The organism is Micromonospora vinacea (genome assembly GCF_015751785.1).
Lineage (GTDB): Bacteria > Actinomycetota > Actinomycetes > Mycobacteriales > Micromonosporaceae > Micromonospora > Micromonospora vinacea.
The window spans coordinates 3,010,943-3,027,817 of the sequence record NZ_JADOTY010000001.1 but is presented as its reverse complement, the minus strand read 5'-3'; the positions used below and the strand labels follow the sequence as shown (position 1 = coordinate 3,027,817).

The window sequence follows — 16,875 nt, the reverse complement described above, 5'->3', positions numbered from 1 at the left end:
CATGCGCAATAATCGGGCCATGAGCGTTCGCCCGCACCGGATCGCCGTACTCGCGCTGCACCAGGTGGTTGGCCTGGACCTCGGCACCCCGTCCCAGGTCTTCAGCACCGCCCGGGCCACGGACGGGACACCCTTCTACGACGTCCGGGTGTGCACCCCCGGCGGGCAGCCGGTACGCAGCACCGCCGGCTTCCAACTGGTCCCCGACCACGGTCTGGAGTTGCTGGACACCGCCGACACGGTGATCGTCCCGGGCATCCACGACGGCACCTCGTTGACAGCGGGCACCGTCGAGCCGGAGGTCACCGCGGCGCTGCGCGCGGCGTACGAGCGGGGCGCCCGGATCATGTCGATCTGCACCGGGGCATTCGTGCTCGCCGCCGCCGGGCTCCTCGACGGGCGGCGGGCGACCACCCACTGGGCGTACGCCGAGCGGTTCCGCCGTCTGCACGCCCGGGTGGACCTCGACCCGGGTGTGCTCTTCATCGCCGACGACCGGGTGCTCACCTCGGCCGGAGTCGCCGCCGGCATCGACCTCTGCCTGCACGTCATCCGCCTCGACCACGGCAGTGAGGTGGCCAACCGGGCGGCCCGGCGCTGCGTGATGCCGCCGTGGCGCGACGGCGGTCAGGCGCAGTACATCGAGCAGCCGGTGCCGAAGGCGACCGACACCAGCACGGCGGGCGCCCGGGAGTGGGCGCGGCAGCGGCTGCACGAGCCGATCGCGCTGCGCGACCTGGCCGAGCAGGCGCGGATGAGCGTGCGCACCTTCACCCGGCGCTTCCGGTCGGAGACCGGCCTGAGCCCGGCCCAGTGGTTGCTGCAACAGCGCACCGACCACGCGAGGCTGCTGCTGGAGACCACCGACCTCACAGTCGACCAGATCGCCCACCGCTCAGGCTTCGGCACCCCCGCCGCTCTCCGCCAGCAACTCCACCAACGCATCGGCGTGGCCCCGTCCACCTACCGCCGCACCTTCCACCCCCGCCCAGCCCTAGCCAAAACCTGACCCCGCCCCGACGCTTCCCCGCCCCGCGATCTTGCACTTACTGTTGCCGACTTGCCCTTTTATGCCACTTTCGTCGGGACAGAAAGTGCAAGATCCGCGGAGGGCTTGGGGCGGGGTGGGCAACACTAGTGCGAGCCTGATGTCTGTGGGTCATCGTGATGACTCACAGACATCACGCTCAATTGGGCAAGACCTGCGACGCTGACCGGCCGATCGGCGTCGCTCAGGACCGGAGGACGTGCAGTTGGGACTGGTGCTTGGGCAGGTGCACCCGGGTGTGCAGGTCCAGGGTGCGCGACCAGGGCAGCGGCTCGTCGACGATGAGGTCGAAGCCCTCGCGTAGGTGCGTCTCGACCGGGGTCTCCGCAGCCAGGCCGAGTTGGTCGACCAGCCCGCACAGCCGGTCGCTGGTGCCGTGCAGCAACGCGGTCAGGCCACGCAGACCACCCTGCTCGGCGGCGAGCGCGTCGAGCTGCGGGCGGTGCATGGCCTCTTCCAGTTCGTAGTAGGCGAACGGCGACCCGGCCAGCAACGCCTCGGTGGCCTGGATCATCAGCTCGTCGTTGGCGACCAGATGCGCGACGATCTGCTCGGCACTGAGCTGTCCCTCCGGAGCCGGACCGAACCCGCCAGCGTCGACCTCCGCGAACAGGGCACCGTAAGCCCGCCGCAATCCCCCGCTCTCCATCCCCCCAGTCAACCCGCCCCACCGCGAGTTAGCGGCGGGATTGGCGGGAGCGGAGGTAGTCGCTGACCACGTACTCGCCCAGGTCGTCGGTGTCCGGGGTGAACATGCGGCCCCGGCTGCGGCGGGCCACCGCGTCGACGAAGCGCCGCAGGCCAGGGTCGTCGCCGAGCATGAACAGGTTGAGCGTGGCGCCGTAGCGGCTCAGCCGGTCCACCTCGCGCACCGTCGCCTCGATCGTCTCCGGCAGCGGCGGCCAGTGGAACAGCGCCTCCCCGTCGTCCGGGTCCAGGTGGGCGGTCGGCTCGCCGTCGGTGACCACCAGCACGATCGGCTCGGCGTCCGGGTGCCGGCGCAGGTGCCGGCCCGCCAACCGCAGCGCGTGCTGAAGGTTGGTGCCCTGCTCCATGTCCGGCTCCACGGCCGCCAACTCCTGCTGGGTGAGCGCCATCGCCTCCCGGCCGAAGCCCACGATCTGCAGGGCGTCCTGCGGGAAGCGGGTCTCCATCAGGTGTGCCAGCGCCAGCGCCGTCTGCTTCATCGGCCCCCAACGACCCTGAGAGATCATCGAGTACGACAGGTCGACGCAGAGCACCACAGCGGCCGAGGCCCGCCTCTCGGTCTCCACCACCTCGAAGTCGTCGACCGCGAGCTGCACCGGAACCGTCGGCCCGGCCCGACTGACCGCCCGGGTCAGCGTCCGGACCACGTCCAACGGTTGCTCATCGCCGTACTCCCAGGGTCTGGACCCGCCGCTGACCTCGCCCGCCGCACCGGCCGAGCGCAGGTCGTGCTGGCCGCGCGGCCCGGCGGTCAACTCGGCGAAGACCTGCCGCAGCGCGGTCCCGCCGAGCCGGCGCAGCGCCTTCGGGCTCAGGGTGAGACCCTCCGCGTCCCGGCTCACCCAACCCTGGCGGCGCAGTTCCCGCTCCAGGTCGCGCAACCGGCGAACGTCGTCGGCCGCGTCCCGGCCCAGCGTGCGGGCCACCGCGTCGACGTCCACGTCGTCGAGGGTCGCCCCCGGGTGTTCCTGGTCGAGCTGGTCCAGCAGGTCGTCCAGTTCGCCGATCTCACCCAGCGCGCCGGCCGCGTCGGCGTAGTCCAGCGGCTGGTCGCCACGGACCCGCTCGCCCCGCCCCCAGCGCAGATCGGGCCGCAGTGCCCGCAGGTTCGCGTCGAGCGCTGACAACTCCCCCGCGAGGCGGTCGCCGAGCGACTGCTGCATGAGGCCGGCCAGCTCGGCGCGCTGCCGCTCGGAGAGCGAGTTCATCAGCCGCTCACCGGCCGCCGCCCGGCGGGCCAGGACGTCGATCAACTCGTCGACGGTCTCCGGCTTCTCCGGGAAGAAGTCGCCGTGTCGGCGCATGAACTCGGCGAACGCGTCGGTGGTGTCCTCCGCGCGACCGTGCCGGGCGAGCAGGTCGTTCAGGTCGCCCATCATCTCGGCGAGCCGCTGCTGGGCGGCCGGGTCGGCGGAGGCGCGCACCGCGTCGCGCAGCCCGGCGAAGCGCTGGCCGAGCACGTCGTCGCGGAGCTGGTCGAGGATCTGCTGGTACGAGCGGCGGGCATCGTCGCTGGCCCACTGGTAGCCGGACAGCTCCTCCACCGCCCGCGCGGTCGAGCGGGGCAGGTTGTCCAGTACCGCCTCGGCGAACCGGGCGTCGTCGTCGTCGCGACCCCGCAGCTCGTCCCGCTCGGCGGCGAGGGCCTGGTCGAGCAACGCCCGGGCCCGGGTCACCGCGCCGTCCAGGTCACCCCTGCGCATCGCCTCCCGGCGCAACCGCCGCGCCCGGGCGGCCAGGTCGTCCAGGCCGCCCCGCCCCTGCGGGCCCCGGCGCAACAGGTCGCGCAGCGCCTCCCGCAGGCTGCCGCCGGCCAGCACCTCGGCGCCGACCGCGTCCACCGCCTCGCGCACGTCGTACGGGGGTGCCAGCGGGTCGGGCCCGCCGTTCCACTGCCCGTAACGGAACCGGTTGCCGGCCACGATCAGCCCCGGCCGCCGTAGACGGTGCGCCCCGAGTCGGTGACGTCCTTGCCGAGCCGGCGGGTCAGGTGCAGCCCTTCCAGCACGAACTCGACGGCGGCGGCAGCCTCCTCCGAGGTGGGCGCGTCGCCCAGGTCGAGCCGGTCCAGGACCTTCGCCAGCCCAGGTACGGTGCCGACCTGGCGCAGCAGCTCGGCGGCGCTGACCAACTCACCGGTCTCGATCGCGGCGCCGTCGTCGACCAGGGCGGTGAAACCGGACAGGTCCAGCCCGGCCAGGTGTGCCCGGAACGTCTCGGCGGTCGCGGTACGCAGCAGATGCGCGAGGATCTCGATCTCCCGGCCTTCCTCGCCGCTCTCGAACTCGACCTTGCCGCGCAGCGTGCTGGTCACCGACACCGCGTCGCCGACGCGGGCGACGGCGGCCTCGGAGCGCCCGTCCGGGGTGTCGGAAGCGGCGAGCAGCCCGGCGCGACGCAGCGCGGCACCGGCGACAGTCTCGGCGGCGGCGATGGCGAATCGGGCGGAGACACCGGAGCGCGGGTCCACCGACGGCGACTCCCGCACGGCGCGGGCGAAGCGGGCCAGCACCTCCAGGACGTGCTCCGGCACCTCGGCGACCAGGTCGGCCTCCTGGCGGATCAGCGCCAGCTCCAACTCCAGGTCGACCGGGTAGTGGGTGCGGATCTCCGCACCGAACCGGTCCTTGAGCGGGGTGATGATCCGGCCCCGGTTGGTGTAGTCCTCCGGGTTGGCGCTGGCCACCAGGAGCAGGTCCAGTGGCAGGCGCAGCTGGTAGCCGCGAACCTGGATGTCCCGCTCCTCCAACACGTTGAGCAGCGCCACCTGGATGCGCTCGGCCAGGTCGGGCAGCTCGTTCACGGCGAAGATGCCCCGGTTGGTGCGCGGCACCAACCCGAAGTGGATGGTCTCCGGGTCGCCGAGGGTACGACCCTGGGCGATGCGGATCGGGTCGACGTCACCGATCAGGTCGCCGACGCTGGTGTCCGGGGTGGCCAACTTCTCGCCGTAGCGCATCGAGCGGTGCAGCCAGCCGATGGGCAGTTCGTCACCGGCCTCGGCGACCTGGGCGCGGGACGCCGGGGTGAGCGGGTGCATCGGATGCTCGTTGAGCACCGAGCCGGGCAGAACGGGGGTCCACTCGTCGAGCAACGCGCCCAGCGAGCGGATCAGCCGGGTCTTGCCCTGGCCGCGCTCGCCGAGCAGCACCATGTCGTGCCCGGCGAGCAGGGCCCGCTCGACCTCGGGCAGCACGCTGTCGTCGTAGCCGACGATGCCGGGGAAACGGGTCTCGCCGGAACGCATCCGGGCGAGGAGGTTGTCGCGGAGTTCCTGCTTGACGGTGCGGTACTGGTGACCGGCCGCCCGAAGCGCGCCGAGCGTGCCGGGCAGGTCGGCCGGTGGAACCGGGATTACCGGGGTAGGCGCAGTCACCCGACCCACGCTAGCTCACATTCGCGGGGGCGCCCCGGGCATCAGGGGCACCCCCGCCACCACCCTCAGCCCCGGTCGCACCGCTGGCAGGTGCCGCGGCGGCGCAGGTGGTACGCGTAGGTGGCCGCGCCGAGCGCCACGCCCCACACCGGCCAGAGCAGCATCGGCGCCCCGGTGATGCTCAACCCGCCGGTCAGCTCCCAGAACTTCGGATTGCTGAGCAGCCCCAGCGAGGCCGCGGTCACGGAGATGGCGACCAGGGTGGCCGGTACCACGGCCAGCTTCACCGGCACCCGACGGCCGGCGAGCCCGAGCATCCAGCGCGGGAACCGCTCGCCCCAGCGCTGCACCAGTCCGAGGGTGAGGATCGCGCCGACGGTGGCGAACGCGGCCAGCCCGAACCCGGCCCAGACCAGCCCGCTGTCCTGCATCTCGGTCAGGAACTCCCGGGAGATGCCCAGCGGGAAGCCGGCCGCCCAGGCGAACCTGGTCAACGCGTACGTGAAGGGGATGGCCGCGGCGATGCCGGCGGCCCAGCGGCCCCAGCGGGTGGCGGCGGCCGGGGTGGTCCACCGCTGGCCGGCGTCGGCGCGGCCGCAGCCGACGCAGGCCCCGGCGGTACGCCGCTGCCAGGCGAGCACCGCCCCGACCAGCAGCAGCCCGCCGGCCAGCGCCGCGAACCGGCCGAACAGCGCCCAGTTGAAGACGTCGGAGTAGTCGATCGGTGGCCAGCCGAACGGCGCGCCGACGATCAGGATTGGCAGGTAGCCGAGAACGATCAGCACTCGGACATCCGGCACGACCATGACGAGCACGAACGCGACCGCCCAGCCGTAGCCGGCGAGCAGCGCCCGCAGCGGGCCGGGTGGGCGCGCCGCCGGACGGCTCATGGCCAGGGCGGCCACCGCGGCGGTGAGCAGTACGCCGGCGAAGAGCGGGGTGGCCACCTCCACCGGCACCAGACGCAGCAAACTGACGTCGCCGCCATGCGGGTCGTTCGGGCCGAACGGGTAGCCGGCGCCGGTGAGGGTGCCGATCAGGGCGAGCACGCCCCACAGGCCGAGCCAACCAGCGGCCAGTGGGGCGAGCCGGTCCGGCCAGCGGGAGTCGGCACGGGGTCGGGAGGCAGTGATCGTTGTCATGCTCTCAGCCTGGTCCGACGGCCGATCGGTTCCCTCCCGGCAGGCGGTGAACCCACTCCCTCGGTGGAGGGACCGATCAGCCCGACGGGGTGACGAAGCCGGACTCGTAGGCGGCGATGACCGCCTGCGTACGGTCGCGGACGCCCAGCTTGGCCAGCACGTTGCCGACGTGCGTCTTCACCGTCTCCACCCCGACCACCAGGTGCGCGGCGATCTCCGGGTTGGACCGTCCGGTGGTCATCAACCGCAGCACCTCGGCCTCCCGTTCGGTGAGCCGGGCGGCGGTCAACCGGTCGCCGCCCGCCGGACCGTACGCCCCGACCAGTTGGCGGATCGCGGCCGGGAAGAGCAGCGACTCACCGGCAGCGACCACCCGGACCGCCTCCACCACCTCGGCGGGCCGGGACCGTTTGAGCAGGAACCCCGAGGCGCCGGCGCGCAGCGCCTCGTAGACGTACTCGTCGTTGGCGAACGTGGTGACCACCAGCACCCGGGGCGGGTCGGCGGAGGTGGCCAGCAGGTGCCGGGTGGCCTGGATGCCGTCGATGCCGGGCATCCGCACGTCCATCAGCACCACGTCGGGCCTGTGCCGGGCGACCAGCGGCGGCACCTCGGCACCGTCGGCGGCCTCGGCGAGCACGTGCAGGTCGGGTTGGGCGTCGATGATCGCTCGCAGCCCGATCCGGATCAGCTCGTCGTCGTCGACGATGAGCACCCCAGTGGTCATCGGGTCTCCTCGTAGGGCAGGCGGGCACGGATCAGCCACCGGTCGCCGTCCGGGCCCACTGTGATCCGGCCGCCGAGCAGCAGCACCCGCTCCCGCATGCCGTCCAGGCCTCGACCGCCCCGCCCCGGCCGGACCCGTCCGGGGCGGCTCATCGCGTTCACCAATTCCAACTCCAGGGCGTCGCTGTGCAGGTCCAGGCGTACCGTCACCGGCCCGTGGCCGTGCCGGGCCGCGTTGGTCAGTCCTTCCTGGACGATCCGGTAGCCCTCCCGGGAGACCACCGCGGGCACCCGGGCCGGGTCGCCGGCGCGGTGCGCGTCCACGGCCAGGCCGGCCGCGCGGGCGTCGGTGACCAACCGGTCCAGGTCGGCGAGGGTACGCTGCGGCGCCACCACGGGCCTGTCGCGTCCGTTCTCCCGGAGCAGCCCGAGCACGTGGTCGAGGTCGTCCATCGCGGTCCGCCCGACGTCCTCGATGGCGGTGAGCGCCCGCCTGACGAACTCCGGGTCGGTGTCGAGGACCTCGCGGGCGGCCCCGGCCTGGAGGGTGGCCACTGTCAGCGCGTGTCCGACCGAGTCGTGCAGCTCCCGGGCCAGTCGGTTGCGTTCGGCGAGCCGGGTGGCCTGTGCTTCGAGGGCGGCGATCCGTTCCGCCTGAGCCGGGCCGAGCAGCACCGGTGCCATGGACCCGGCGAGCGCGCCGAGCCCGGCGACGACGTAGCCGAGGCCGACCAGCAGGAGCACCCCGGTCACTGTCAGCCATCCGCTGTCCTGCCCGTCCAGCGGCCCGAACTGTTCCCGGCTGGTCAGCTCGGTGCCGACGCCGAACTGTTGGGCGATGAACGCCAGCGCCATCGGCAGGGCGCTGAACAGTGCGATCATCACCAGCGCGCCGACGATGAGGTGGGTGGCGATCCAGAGCGCGCTGCGCAGCCGGGTCTCCCGGTCGCCGTGGTGTCCGGGCGCGGGTTCGGGCAGGTCGACACCGAGCAGGGCCCGGACGGCGGCGATCTCCAGGGCCCGGCTGCCGTCCAGCAGCAACGGGACCACGGCGATCAGCACCGCGATGAGCAGCAGGACGTAGACCAGTGGGCGCGGAATCGCCGAGTCGGCGAGCAGTTGGCCGAAGGTCACCGCGAGCAGTCCGTACGGCAGCGCCAGCACGCCTCCGAGCAGCAGGAACACGCCGCGTCGCCAGGTGGTGCCGGCGACCAGCGGGGCCAGCGCCGCTCGGAGGTTCACCTCGCCATTCTGCTGCCCGGACCGGTCCCGGCAACTCCCCCGCGTCGGGGAGATGTCAGCGGTGGTCGGCGACGTACTGCTGCGGGTCCTTGTCGCGGAAGGGCAGGTTGCGGCCGTTCTTGTGCTCGCCGTAGAAGGTCAGCCAGCGTTGGCCCAGCTCGGCGCGGAGTTCGGTGCTGGCGTGCCGGCGGAAGTCGGGCAGCGCCTCGTCTTCCTCCTCGGCCAGGTGCTCGCTGTTCTCCCGGCGGGCCGTGCCGACCGCTTCCCACCACTGGTCCGAGCCGACCGGGTGCAGCTTCGCCTCGGCGATGGCGTCGCGGATCTTGTTGTGGTCGCCGATCGCGTCGGCGGTCTCGTCCTCGCCGTCGTCGCCGTGCTTGACCAGGTGCGGGTAGAGGATCGCCTCCTCCGCCTCGGCGTGGATGTCCAGGTGCAGGGCGAGGGCGTCCCAGATGGCAAGCATCTCCTGCTCGTCGCGGGCGTCGTCGAGGCGGGCGAAGCCACGCCGGAAGGCGGCGTGGTCGTCCAGGATCAGCGCGGTGATGTCGTCCACTGTGCTCACTTTCCGGTGGTGTTGGCGAACCGGGCACGCAGCATCGCCGGCATCGCGGCGAGTCCGGTGATCGGGCGGAAGCGTTTCGCGGCCTCGGCCAGCGCCGTGTACTCGTCGTCGGCGAGGTCGATGTCGGCGGCGGCGGCGTTGCGTTCCATCTGCTCGACTCCGGACGCGCCGGGGATGGCGAGCACGTTGGGGTGGCGCAGCAGGTAGGCCAGTGCAATCTGGCTGGGGGTTGCGTCGTGGGCGTCGGCGACCTGGCGCACTGTGTCGATCAGCGCCGCGCCGCGCTCCAGGTTCTCCGGCAGGAAGTACGGGTTGGCGCGCCGGACCGCGCCGGTGGGCGGGTTCCTGGCGTCGTAGCGGCCGGAGAGGAAGCCCTGCGCGAGCGGGCTGTACGCGATGACCACCCGACCGGCCTGGCGCGCGTACGGCAGCAGGTCCTGCTCGGGTGCGCGGTCCAGCATGCTGTAGCGGACCTGGTTGCTGAGCACCCGCCGGCCGAGCGCCGCTTCGGCGACCTGCCAGCGGCGCAGCCCGTAGTTGCTCACCCCGACCTCGCCGACCAGCCCGACGTCCTGCAGGGTCCGCATGCCGCGCATTGTGGTGTGGTCGGCGACCAGCGGGTTGGGCTGGTGCACCTGGTAGAGGTCGATGCTGGTGACGCCGAGCCGGGCCGCCGAGGCGACCGCCCGCTGCTGCACCACCGCTGCGACCGGCAGCACCGGCAGGATCTTGCTGGCGACCACCACCTTGGGCCGGTCGTCGCCGAGGGCCGCGCCGAGGATGCGTTCGCTGCGCCCGAAGCCGTAGACCTCTGCGCTGTCGAAGACCGTCACGCCCAGCTCGACGGCCCGCCGGACGATCTGCGCCGCCTGCTTCTCGAAGTCCGGGCCGTAGCCCCACTCCCGGGAGCCGAACTGCCAGGTGCCCAACCCGATCTTGGACAGCGGTTTCGGGGTGTCGAGCGCAATGAAACGCATGGCGTCGAAACTACCCCGATGTCCCGGTTTCCACGCCCGATCCGCGCCAGGCTGAGCCGGAGCTAGGCTCATGATCGTGACCTACCTCGCCGCGGATGACCGCTACGACACCATGACCTATCGGCGCAGCGGGCGCAGTGGCCTGCGGCTGCCCGCCGTCTCGCTCGGCCTGTGGCACAACTTCGGTCCGGACCGCCCGTTCGAACGGCAGCGCGACATCGTGCGCCGCGCCTTCGACCTGGGTGTCACCCACTTCGACCTGGCCAACAACTACGGCCCGCCGCCCGGTTCGGCGGAGGAGAACTTCGGCCGGATGCTCGCCACCGACCTGAAGCCGTACCGGGACGAGTTGGTCATCTCCAGCAAGGCCGGGTACCTGATGTGGCCCGGCCCGTACGGGGAGTGGGGCTCGCGCAAGAACCTCATCTCGTCGCTGGACCAGTCACTGGGCCGGATGGGGCTGGACTACGTAGACATCTTCTACTCGCACCGGTTCGACCCGGACACCCCGCTGGAGGAGACGATGGGGGCGCTCGACGCCGTCGTCCGCTCCGGCAAGGCGCTCTACGTCGGCATCTCGAACTACAACTCGGAGCAGACCGCGCGGGCCGCCGCGATCCTGCGTGACCTGGGTACGCCGCTGCTGATCAACCAGCCGTCGTACTCGATGCTCAACCGCTGGACCGAGTCCGACGGCCTGCTCGACACGCTGGAGCAGGTCGGCGCGGGCTGCATCGCGTACAGCCCGTTGGCTCAGGGCCTGCTGACCGACCGTTACCTGGGCGGCATCCCGGCCGACTCGCGGGTGCGCACCAGCGTCTTCCTCAACGAGAGCGACCTCAGCGAGGAGAAGATGGCCACCATCCGTGGGCTCGGCGCTGTCGCCCAGCGGCGCGGCCAGTCCCTCGCTCAGCTCGCGTTGGCCTGGGCGCTGCGTGACCCGCGGATGACCAGCCTGATCATCGGGGCGAGCAGTGTGGAGCAGTTGGAGACGAACATCGCCGCGCTGGGCAACCTCGACTTCACCGCCGACGAGTTGGCCGAGATCGAGCGTCACCTGGGCTGAGCCCGGCCGGGCCCCGGGCGGGCCGGGTCACCAGATCCGGCGCCGCCCGGCCCGGTGGTTGCGGACCTCGCACTGCCTGCCGACCGGTGCGGCGGCGCTGCGGCGGCGCCGTCCGGCGCCGATCAGCAGCGCCAGGACCAGCACGGCGGCGGCGCCGGCCAGCACCGGCCACCGACGGCCGAGGTCGGTCACCGACGCCACCGGCACGCCCGGGTCGGCCGCCGCCGCCACCGCGGACTCGGTGGGGGTTGGCCCACTGGCAGCGGTACGCGGCGCAGCCGCCGCGCTCTTCTTCGCGGCGGCCTTCGACGGGGCGGCGGTGGCCTTGGCGCCCCGGAACACCACGTCCGAGCAGGAGTAGTAGGTGTCCGGGGTGTTGGAGTTCTGCCAGATCGTGTAGATCAGGTGTCGGCCGCTGCGGCCCGCCGGCAGCCGACCCGCCAACTGGTACGCCCCGGCCCGCACGGGCGGGTCGGTCAGCGTCAGAAACGGACGCGACTCCAGATCAGCCCAGGTGAGCTTCCTGCGCGGGTCGTAGTCGGCTGTGGTGACGTAGAGCCGAAAGGTGCCCCGGTGCTCGATGGTGGTCCGGTACCGGAAGGTGAACTTCGCTCCGGCGGTCAGCTCGGTGCTCGGCCAGTCGGTGCGGGGCAGATCCAACCCCCGGTACGCGGACAGTCCGCCGCTGCACAACTCACCGTCCGGGATCCGTTCCCGATCTCGCCCGTTGATCGCCGCGACGCGTACGTTGTCCCATTCGCGCACCGCCGCGCCGGCCTCGATCGCCGCCCGGCAGGCGCTGGTGGCCGCGTACCGGCCCACGGGGCCGCAGGCCGCCGCGCGACTGACCGGGTCGGTCGGGGCACCGTGGGCGGCTGCGGGTGTGGCGGCCAGGGGCACTGTCGCGGCAGCGACCAGCACCGTGGCGAGGAGCCGGCGTACGGGCATGAGGATGACCTCCGCCCACTGGTACGGCTGCGGGGCGGCAAAGGTTCGACGCTGACCGGTCGGGAATCCCGCAGGTGGGTGTGGCGTTTCGATACTCGGAACCGCTTGCACCGAGGAGGCAGAGATGAAGGTACGTAGCTCGTTGCGTGCACTGAAGCAGAAGCCGGGTTCGGTGGTGGTCCGCCGTCGCGGCCGGGTGGTCGTGGTGAACCGCGCCAACCCGCAGTGGAAGAGCCGTCAGGGCTGATTTAGCCCTTACCGGACATCTAGTCGCCAACGCCCTGACCGGGTCATCCGGTCGGGGCGTTTTCGCGTACGTCTCACCGCGGGAGGGTCTCTGGCGGATCGACTAGGGTGCTTGGAGAGGCCGCCCCGATGAGGAGGAACCGTGTTCGTCTTGGAGTTGTCCTTCGGCGACGAACCCGACCGGCTCGCCGCCCGACCGGCGCACCGGGAGCGTCTCCAGGCCCTGCACCAGGAAGGCCGGCTGGTCATGGCCGGGCCGTTCGCCGACGACTCCGGAGCACTGCTGGTCTTCGACGTCCCGGACGCCGAAGCGTTTGCCGCGATCGTCGCCGCCGACCCCTATTACCGCACCCCTGGGGTGACGATCGCCGGCCAGCGGGAGTGGTCACCGATCGTCAGGTAGCCGGTCAGTCTCATGATCGCGGTGGTCGGCACCCCGGGACTGCGGGGTGCCGGTCCACCGAGGGCCGCAGGGACGGCCCTTGACGGCACCGCCAGAAACAGCAAACGCCCTGGTCAGATTGTCCCGACCAGGGCGTTTCTCAAGGGTGGAGCCGAGGGGACTCGAACCCCTGACCCCCACACTGCCAGTGTGGTGCGCTACCAGCTGCGCCACGGCCCCTTGCTGTTGTCCCGGTCGCCCGGGCACTGGGAAACTATACACAGACGGGCCCGCATGGTCATCTCGCGGGGTCCCTCGCCGAGCCGGGTCAGTTGAGTGCCACGTCCGGCGGGAAGTGTGCGACGGCGGCCATCATCCCGCCCTGCCGGCGCAGCACCATCGGCCACAGGTCGTCGGGTCGGTCGACGAAGGCGTCCCCGGGCAGCCCGTCCAGCACGAACCAGGACCCGTCGGCGATCTCCTGCTCCAATTGGCCGCTGCCCCAGCCGGAGTAGCCGGCGAAGACCCGGATGCCGCCGATGCTCTCCCGCAGCCGCTCCGGGTCGACCGAGAGGTCGATCGTGCCGACCGCCCCGGAAACCTGGTGGAAGCCCTTCAGCCGGCGCATCGGGTGCCGCATCCGGGCGAGGCAGATGGCCGAGTCGGGCTGCACCGGGCCACCCTCGAAGAGCACCGCCGGGTGGCGGGCCAGGTCGCTCCAGTCACCGAGCACCTCGGCCACCGGCACTTCGGTGGCCCGGTTCAGCACCACGCCGAGCGCGCCGCCCGGCTCGTGGGCGACCAGCAGCACCACCGTACGGTCGAAGTTCGGGTCCTTGAGCGCCGGAGTCGCGACCAGCAGCCGCCCGGTCATCGACTCCATCGCTCGTCCGCCGATCGCCTGGCCCTCTCCCTGCATGCCACACACCCGTCAACCGTGAGCCCGCGCCGAGGGCCGGTCATCGACCGGATCCGCCCACCGCATCGGGTTCAGCCGCGCTGTCAACGCCATGCCTGGCACCATAGCCTGCGTCCTGGGTGCTGGCTAAGGTCTGACCGGCGGGTGATCGGACAGTTAAGACGAAGGGCCGCTGCACCCGGCTACAGACCTCCCGATGATCGACGGATCGGGACCACCGACGGCTGAGAAACGCCCGAAAGGTCCGTCACATCCCGATAGATTCGGCTGATCGGGAGGGCGACCGCGGTCGCCCCTGCCCGCGACACGGAGGCGGGTGGCGATGGCAACTGTCCGGGACGCGACGTACGACGTGCTCCGCACCCTCGGCATGACCACTGTCTTCGGCAACCCCGGCTCCACCGAAGAGCCGTTCCTCCAGGACTTCCCCGCCGACTTCCACTACGTCCACGCGCTGCAGGAGGCGACGGCCGTCGCGATGGCCGACGGCTACGCCCAGGCCAGCGGATTGCCCGCCCACGTCAACCTGCACACCGCCCCGGGCACCGGCAACGGCATGGGCAACCTGGTCACCGCCTGGCACAACAAGACCGCGCTGATCGTCACCGCCGGCCAGCAGACCCGGGAGATGCTGCTCCTGGAACCCCGGCTGGCCAGCCGCCGACCCACCGAGCTTCCACAGCCCTACGTGAAGTGGGCCTACGAGCCGGCCCGCGCGCAGGACATCCCCGCGGCGATGCTGCGGGCCTACGCGACGGCGGTGCAGCCACCGGCCGGGCCGGTCTTCCTCTCCCTGCCGATGGACGACTGGGCCCAGCCCGCCGACCCGCCGCCCGCGCCGCGGACGGTGGCCACCCGGTTCGCGCCGGACCCCCAACGGATGGAGGAGTTCGTCCGGGTGCTGGCCGGCAGCCGCAACCCGGTGCTCGTGTACGGGCCGGGGGTGGACCGCTCCGGAGGCTGGCCGACCGCTGTCGCGCTGGCGGAGCGGCTCGCCGCGCCGGTCTGGTCGGCTCCCGCCCCCGAGCGGGCGGTGTTCCCCGAGGACCACCCGCACTTCCGCGGCGTGCTCCCGTACGCGATCGGCCCGCTCGCCGAGGCGCTGCGCGGGCACGACACGGTCCTGGTCATCGGCGCCCCGGTGTTCCGCTACTACCCGTACGTGCCGGGTGGGCACCTGCCCGACGGCGCCCGACTGCTGCACATCACCGACGACCCGGACGAGGCCGCGCGAGCCCCGGTCGGTGACAGCCTGCTCAGCGATCCGGGGCTGGCCCTGGCTGAGCTTGTCGAACGGGTGCCGCCGAGCGACCGGCCGGCGCCCACGCGACGGGAAGCACTGCCGCCGCCGGAGGTCGGCACCCCGCTGAGCGCCGACGCCCTGTTCGCCGCCCTGGCCGCGCACTGGCCCACCGACGGCGTGCTGGTCCAGGAGTCACCCTCCAACCTGTCCGCGCTGCGTCGTCAGCTGCGGATCACCCGCCCCGCGTCGTACTTCACGATGGCCAGCGGCGGCCTCGGCTACGGCCTGCCGGCAGCGGTCGGCATCGCACTGGCCGAGCGGAACGCCGGGCGCGGTCGTCCGGTGGTGGCGGTGATCGGCGACGGCTCCTTCCACTACTCGGTGCAGGCGCTCTGGACGGCCGCGCGCCTGGCACTGCCGGTGGTGGTCGTCGTCCCGGTCAACCAGCAGTACGCGATCCTCAAGGCGTTCGCCGAGCTGAAGCACACTCCCGGGGTGCCCGGCCTGGACCTGCCGGGTTTGGACATCATCGCGATCGCGGCCGGCTACGGCTGTGCCACGCAGGTGGTGGAGACCCCCGACCAGCTCGGCGCGGCGCTCGCCGCCGGGCTGCGCGCCGACCGGCCCACTGTGCTGCCGGTGCCGATCAGCACCGACGTGCCCCGCATCCTCTGAACCGCGTCAGCGCGGTGCTATCGACAGCGGGGCACCGGTGAAGACGTCCAGCACCGGCCGGCTGCCCAGCGGCGCCGCGAGGGTGACGGTGACCGGCTCCACTTTCAGCAGGGCGATGCACTCGCCGGTGGCCCGGGTGACGCCGCCACCGACCACCACGACGTCGGGCCCTTCCCACACCAACGGCGTGATCCCGGTGTCGCAGGCGCCGACGCCGAGCCGCACTGTCAGCCGGGCGCCGTCGACAGCTGCCAGGTCCTGGGCCGCCACCAACCCGTCCGGCAGCGGCCGGGCCGGCGCGATCGGCTCGGGGACGGGAGTGATCGCCGTGGGCGCGACGGCGAGCCGGACCACCGGCGTGGCCAGCTCCTTGATGGTGAACAGCCAGGCGGGGACCTGCGCCACACCGCGGCTCGTGCGGACCGGCGCGGCGCCGAACGTGACAGCGGTGACGGTGAGCGGGAGACAGGCGGTCTGTGTGCTGCTCGTGGCCCACCCGTCCGGCCCTGGTTCGACGGTGGGGCCGCCGGGGGTGGGTCGGCCGGGCCGCTTGGGCCGCCCCGGGCAGGGCAGCGGGTCACCCTGGTCGAGCTGCCGGTACGCCTCGGCGGCGCTGACCAACGGCAGCCTCAGCCGTCCGTCCGGGAACTGGATCTCGCCGCCGACCCGGGTGGGCGGGATTCCGACCTGCGCGCGGTACCACCCGGCCCGGAAGGCCGCCTCGGTGTCGGGGGTGAAGCCCGGGTCACCGGTGAGCAGTGTCGGCCCCTCCAACGGCACGTAGCCCGCGCGCCAGTCGGGACCGGGCCGCCACGCCTCGGCGACCTGACCGGCCCGCTGGTCGAACGCGTCCGCGCCGCGCGTGGGGCTGCGCGGGCCGTCGGCCGGGCCAGCGTCGGTCGCGGCACAGCCCGCCGTGAGCAGGAACGGGAGTACGAGCAACAGAGCCGATCGACGCATGTACGGTTCGACGCGTCCGCCGACCGGCCGGTTCCCGACCTGGGCCCACTCAGGTCTCGCCACCCAGATCCGTCTGGTACGCCTCCCAGAGCAGGTCGGCGCCCCGCCGCCGGTGCCGGGCCAACCTCCGCAGCAGGTGCCCGGCCCGATGCCGCAGCTCGTCGGGGTGCGCCTCGGGCCGCTCGGCGATCTGCTGGACCGCCAGGATCGCGGCGACTATCGCCACGTGCTCCCGGGTCAGCAGCCGCACGCCGTGGTCCAGTCGCGGCGACTGGTTGAGCAACTCCCGGTAGAGGCCGGTGGGGCCCTCGGTGGCCCGGACGTGCTCGGCGAAGCCCTGTCGCACCGGGCGCAGCCGAAGGAGAACGTCTTCGCGCCAGCGCGGTTCGGTGACGGCGACGGCGACGGCCCGGCCGAGGGCGTGCACGTCACCGGCGAGGCCGGCCGGGCGCGGCTCGCCGGGCAGACCGAGGGAATGTGGATCGGCGGGGAGCCCCGCCGGCTGCGCGACGCGCGGTCGGGCGACGAGTGACGGCTGCTGGACCGGACCGGTGACCATGGCACCTCCCGCGCGGCGGCTCTGCTATCCCATACCGCGATGGTGAGGCTGCCCGGCCCGCCCTGTCCAGGGCCCCGCACCGCCTCATCTGCCCCG

The 16,875-nt window shown here is 72.6% G+C and carries 17 protein-coding genes and 1 tRNA gene; 5 read left to right on the top strand and 13 right to left on the bottom strand.

Annotated elements, in window-relative coordinates; all coding sequences use genetic code 11:
- The first annotated feature begins 1 nt into the window (after nucleotide 1).
- Nucleotides 2–1,009: a GlxA family transcriptional regulator gene (locus tag IW249_RS14530; RefSeq protein WP_196921245.1), complete on the top strand. Its 1,008-nt coding sequence runs from the start codon at nucleotides 2–4 to the stop codon at nucleotides 1,007–1,009.
- A gap of 223 nt (nucleotides 1,010–1,232) precedes the next feature.
- Here IW249_RS14530 and IW249_RS14525 read toward each other — a convergent pair whose 3' ends face one another.
- The 8 genes from IW249_RS14525 to IW249_RS14490 all read right to left on the bottom strand — a co-directional run bounded on the left by IW249_RS14525 (nucleotide 1,233) and on the right by IW249_RS14490 (nucleotide 9,781).
- Nucleotides 1,233–1,697 carry a hypothetical protein gene (locus tag IW249_RS14525; RefSeq protein WP_196921244.1) on the bottom strand — a complete coding sequence of 155 codons (465 nt, stop codon included), beginning with the start codon at nucleotides 1,695–1,697 and terminating at the stop codon, nucleotides 1,233–1,235.
- Between the two features lie 28 nt (nucleotides 1,698–1,725).
- Nucleotides 1,726–3,681 (bottom strand): vWA domain-containing protein, encoded by a 1,956-nt coding sequence (locus tag IW249_RS14520; protein ID WP_196924791.1) that lies wholly within the window; start codon nucleotides 3,679–3,681, stop codon nucleotides 1,726–1,728.
- The gene (locus tag IW249_RS14515) at nucleotides 3,681–5,141 is read right to left on the bottom strand and encodes a magnesium chelatase ATPase subunit I (protein ID WP_196921243.1); all 1,461 of its coding nucleotides are present in this window, start codon (nucleotides 5,139–5,141) and stop codon (nucleotides 3,681–3,683) included. Before IW249_RS14515 ends, IW249_RS14520 begins: the two co-directional genes overlap by 1 nt.
- A 56-nt stretch (nucleotides 5,142–5,197) precedes the next feature.
- Entirely contained in the window at nucleotides 5,198–6,274 is a 1,077-nt protein-coding gene (locus IW249_RS14510) for a hypothetical protein (RefSeq protein WP_196921242.1), read from the bottom strand.
- Between the two features lie 76 nt (nucleotides 6,275–6,350).
- On the bottom strand, nucleotides 6,351–7,001 hold the full coding sequence (locus IW249_RS14505; RefSeq protein ID WP_196921241.1) for a response regulator transcription factor: 651 nt from the start codon (nucleotides 6,999–7,001) through the stop codon (nucleotides 6,351–6,353).
- On the bottom strand, nucleotides 6,998–8,242 hold the full coding sequence (locus tag IW249_RS14500) for a sensor histidine kinase (RefSeq protein ID WP_196921240.1): 1,245 nt from the start codon (nucleotides 8,240–8,242) through the stop codon (nucleotides 6,998–7,000). Before IW249_RS14500 ends, IW249_RS14505 begins: the two co-directional genes overlap by 4 nt.
- A gap of 55 nt (nucleotides 8,243–8,297) precedes the next feature.
- Nucleotides 8,298–8,804, bottom strand: a complete 507-nt coding sequence (locus IW249_RS14495; protein ID WP_112582361.1) for a hemerythrin domain-containing protein — start codon at nucleotides 8,802–8,804, stop codon at nucleotides 8,298–8,300.
- Nucleotides 8,801–9,781 carry an aldo/keto reductase gene (locus tag IW249_RS14490; RefSeq protein ID WP_196921239.1) on the bottom strand — a complete coding sequence of 327 codons (981 nt, stop codon included), beginning with the start codon at nucleotides 9,779–9,781 and terminating at the stop codon, nucleotides 8,801–8,803. The genes IW249_RS14495 and IW249_RS14490 overlap by 4 nt, the downstream gene beginning before the upstream one ends.
- 70 nt (nucleotides 9,782–9,851) lie before the next feature.
- Here IW249_RS14490 and mgrA point away from each other — a divergent pair, with 70 nt between their 5' ends.
- Complete coding sequence (gene mgrA, locus IW249_RS14485) at nucleotides 9,852–10,847, top strand: L-glyceraldehyde 3-phosphate reductase (RefSeq protein WP_196921238.1); 996 nt, start codon at nucleotides 9,852–9,854, stop codon at nucleotides 10,845–10,847.
- Between the two features lie 27 nt (nucleotides 10,848–10,874).
- Here mgrA and IW249_RS14480 read toward each other — a convergent pair whose 3' ends face one another.
- The gene (locus tag IW249_RS14480) at nucleotides 10,875–11,795 is read right to left on the bottom strand and encodes a lytic polysaccharide monooxygenase auxiliary activity family 9 protein (protein ID WP_196921237.1); all 921 of its coding nucleotides are present in this window, start codon (nucleotides 11,793–11,795) and stop codon (nucleotides 10,875–10,877) included.
- Between the two features lie 124 nt (nucleotides 11,796–11,919).
- On the opposite strand from IW249_RS14480, the gene IW249_RS14475 reads away from it, so the two are divergent.
- The gene (locus tag IW249_RS14475; RefSeq protein WP_030490864.1) at nucleotides 11,920–12,042 is read left to right on the top strand and encodes a 50S ribosomal protein L36; all 123 of its coding nucleotides are present in this window, start codon (nucleotides 11,920–11,922) and stop codon (nucleotides 12,040–12,042) included.
- Between the two features lie 141 nt (nucleotides 12,043–12,183).
- On the top strand, nucleotides 12,184–12,444 hold the full coding sequence (locus IW249_RS14470; RefSeq protein WP_196921236.1) for a YciI family protein: 261 nt from the start codon (nucleotides 12,184–12,186) through the stop codon (nucleotides 12,442–12,444).
- A 146-nt stretch (nucleotides 12,445–12,590) separates the two neighbouring features.
- Here the strand turns inward: IW249_RS14470 and IW249_RS14465 are convergent.
- A tRNA-Ala gene (locus IW249_RS14465) sits at nucleotides 12,591–12,663 on the bottom strand.
- An 88-nt stretch (nucleotides 12,664–12,751) separates the two neighbouring features.
- Nucleotides 12,752–13,342: a YqgE/AlgH family protein gene (locus tag IW249_RS14460; protein WP_030490862.1), complete on the bottom strand. Its 591-nt coding sequence runs from the start codon at nucleotides 13,340–13,342 to the stop codon at nucleotides 12,752–12,754.
- Between the two features lie 322 nt (nucleotides 13,343–13,664).
- Between IW249_RS14460 and mdlC the strand changes: the two genes are divergently transcribed.
- Entirely contained in the window at nucleotides 13,665–15,260 is a 1,596-nt protein-coding gene (mdlC, locus tag IW249_RS14455; protein WP_196921235.1) for a benzoylformate decarboxylase, read from the top strand.
- Between the two features lie 6 nt (nucleotides 15,261–15,266).
- Here mdlC and IW249_RS14450 read toward each other — a convergent pair whose 3' ends face one another.
- Nucleotides 15,267–16,220 (bottom strand): hypothetical protein, encoded by a 954-nt coding sequence (locus IW249_RS14450; RefSeq protein WP_196921234.1) that lies wholly within the window; start codon nucleotides 16,218–16,220, stop codon nucleotides 15,267–15,269.
- A gap of 49 nt (nucleotides 16,221–16,269) precedes the next feature.
- A complete protein-coding gene (locus IW249_RS14445) occupies nucleotides 16,270–16,779 on the bottom strand; it encodes a hypothetical protein (RefSeq protein ID WP_231392531.1) in 510 nt (169 codons plus the stop codon).
- Between the last annotated feature and the right edge of the window lie 96 nt (nucleotides 16,780–16,875).

What these genes read in the sequence shown, in the direction of transcription:
- IW249_RS14505 (WP_196921241.1), bottom strand. Translation starts at nt 7,001, where the DNA reads ATGACCACTGGGGTGCTCATCGTCGACGACGACGAGCTGATCCGGATC.
- IW249_RS14475 (WP_030490864.1), top strand. Translation starts at nt 11,920, where the DNA reads ATGAAGGTACGTAGCTCGTTGCGTGCACTGAAGCAGAAGCCGGGTTCG.
- mgrA (WP_196921238.1), top strand. Translation starts at nt 9,852, where the DNA reads ATGATCGTGACCTACCTCGCCGCGGATGACCGCTACGACACCATGACC.
- IW249_RS14480 (WP_196921237.1), bottom strand. Translation starts at nt 11,795, where the DNA reads ATGCCCGTACGCCGGCTCCTCGCCACGGTGCTGGTCGCTGCCGCGACA.
- IW249_RS14525 (WP_196921244.1), bottom strand. Translation starts at nt 1,697, where the DNA reads ATGGAGAGCGGGGGATTGCGGCGGGCTTACGGTGCCCTGTTCGCGGAG.
- IW249_RS14460 (WP_030490862.1), bottom strand. Translation starts at nt 13,342, where the DNA reads ATGCAGGGAGAGGGCCAGGCGATCGGCGGACGAGCGATGGAGTCGATG.
- IW249_RS14510 (WP_196921242.1), bottom strand. Translation starts at nt 6,274, where the DNA reads ATGACAACGATCACTGCCTCCCGACCCCGTGCCGACTCCCGCTGGCCG.
- mdlC (WP_196921235.1), top strand. Translation starts at nt 13,665, where the DNA reads ATGGCAACTGTCCGGGACGCGACGTACGACGTGCTCCGCACCCTCGGC.
- IW249_RS14490 (WP_196921239.1), bottom strand. Translation starts at nt 9,781, where the DNA reads ATGCGTTTCATTGCGCTCGACACCCCGAAACCGCTGTCCAAGATCGGG.
- IW249_RS14450 (WP_196921234.1), bottom strand. Translation starts at nt 16,220, where the DNA reads ATGCGTCGATCGGCTCTGTTGCTCGTACTCCCGTTCCTGCTCACGGCG.
- IW249_RS14530 (WP_196921245.1), top strand. Translation starts at nt 2, where the DNA reads ATGCGCAATAATCGGGCCATGAGCGTTCGCCCGCACCGGATCGCCGTA.
- IW249_RS14445 (WP_231392531.1), bottom strand. Translation starts at nt 16,779, where the DNA reads ATGGTCACCGGTCCGGTCCAGCAGCCGTCACTCGTCGCCCGACCGCGC.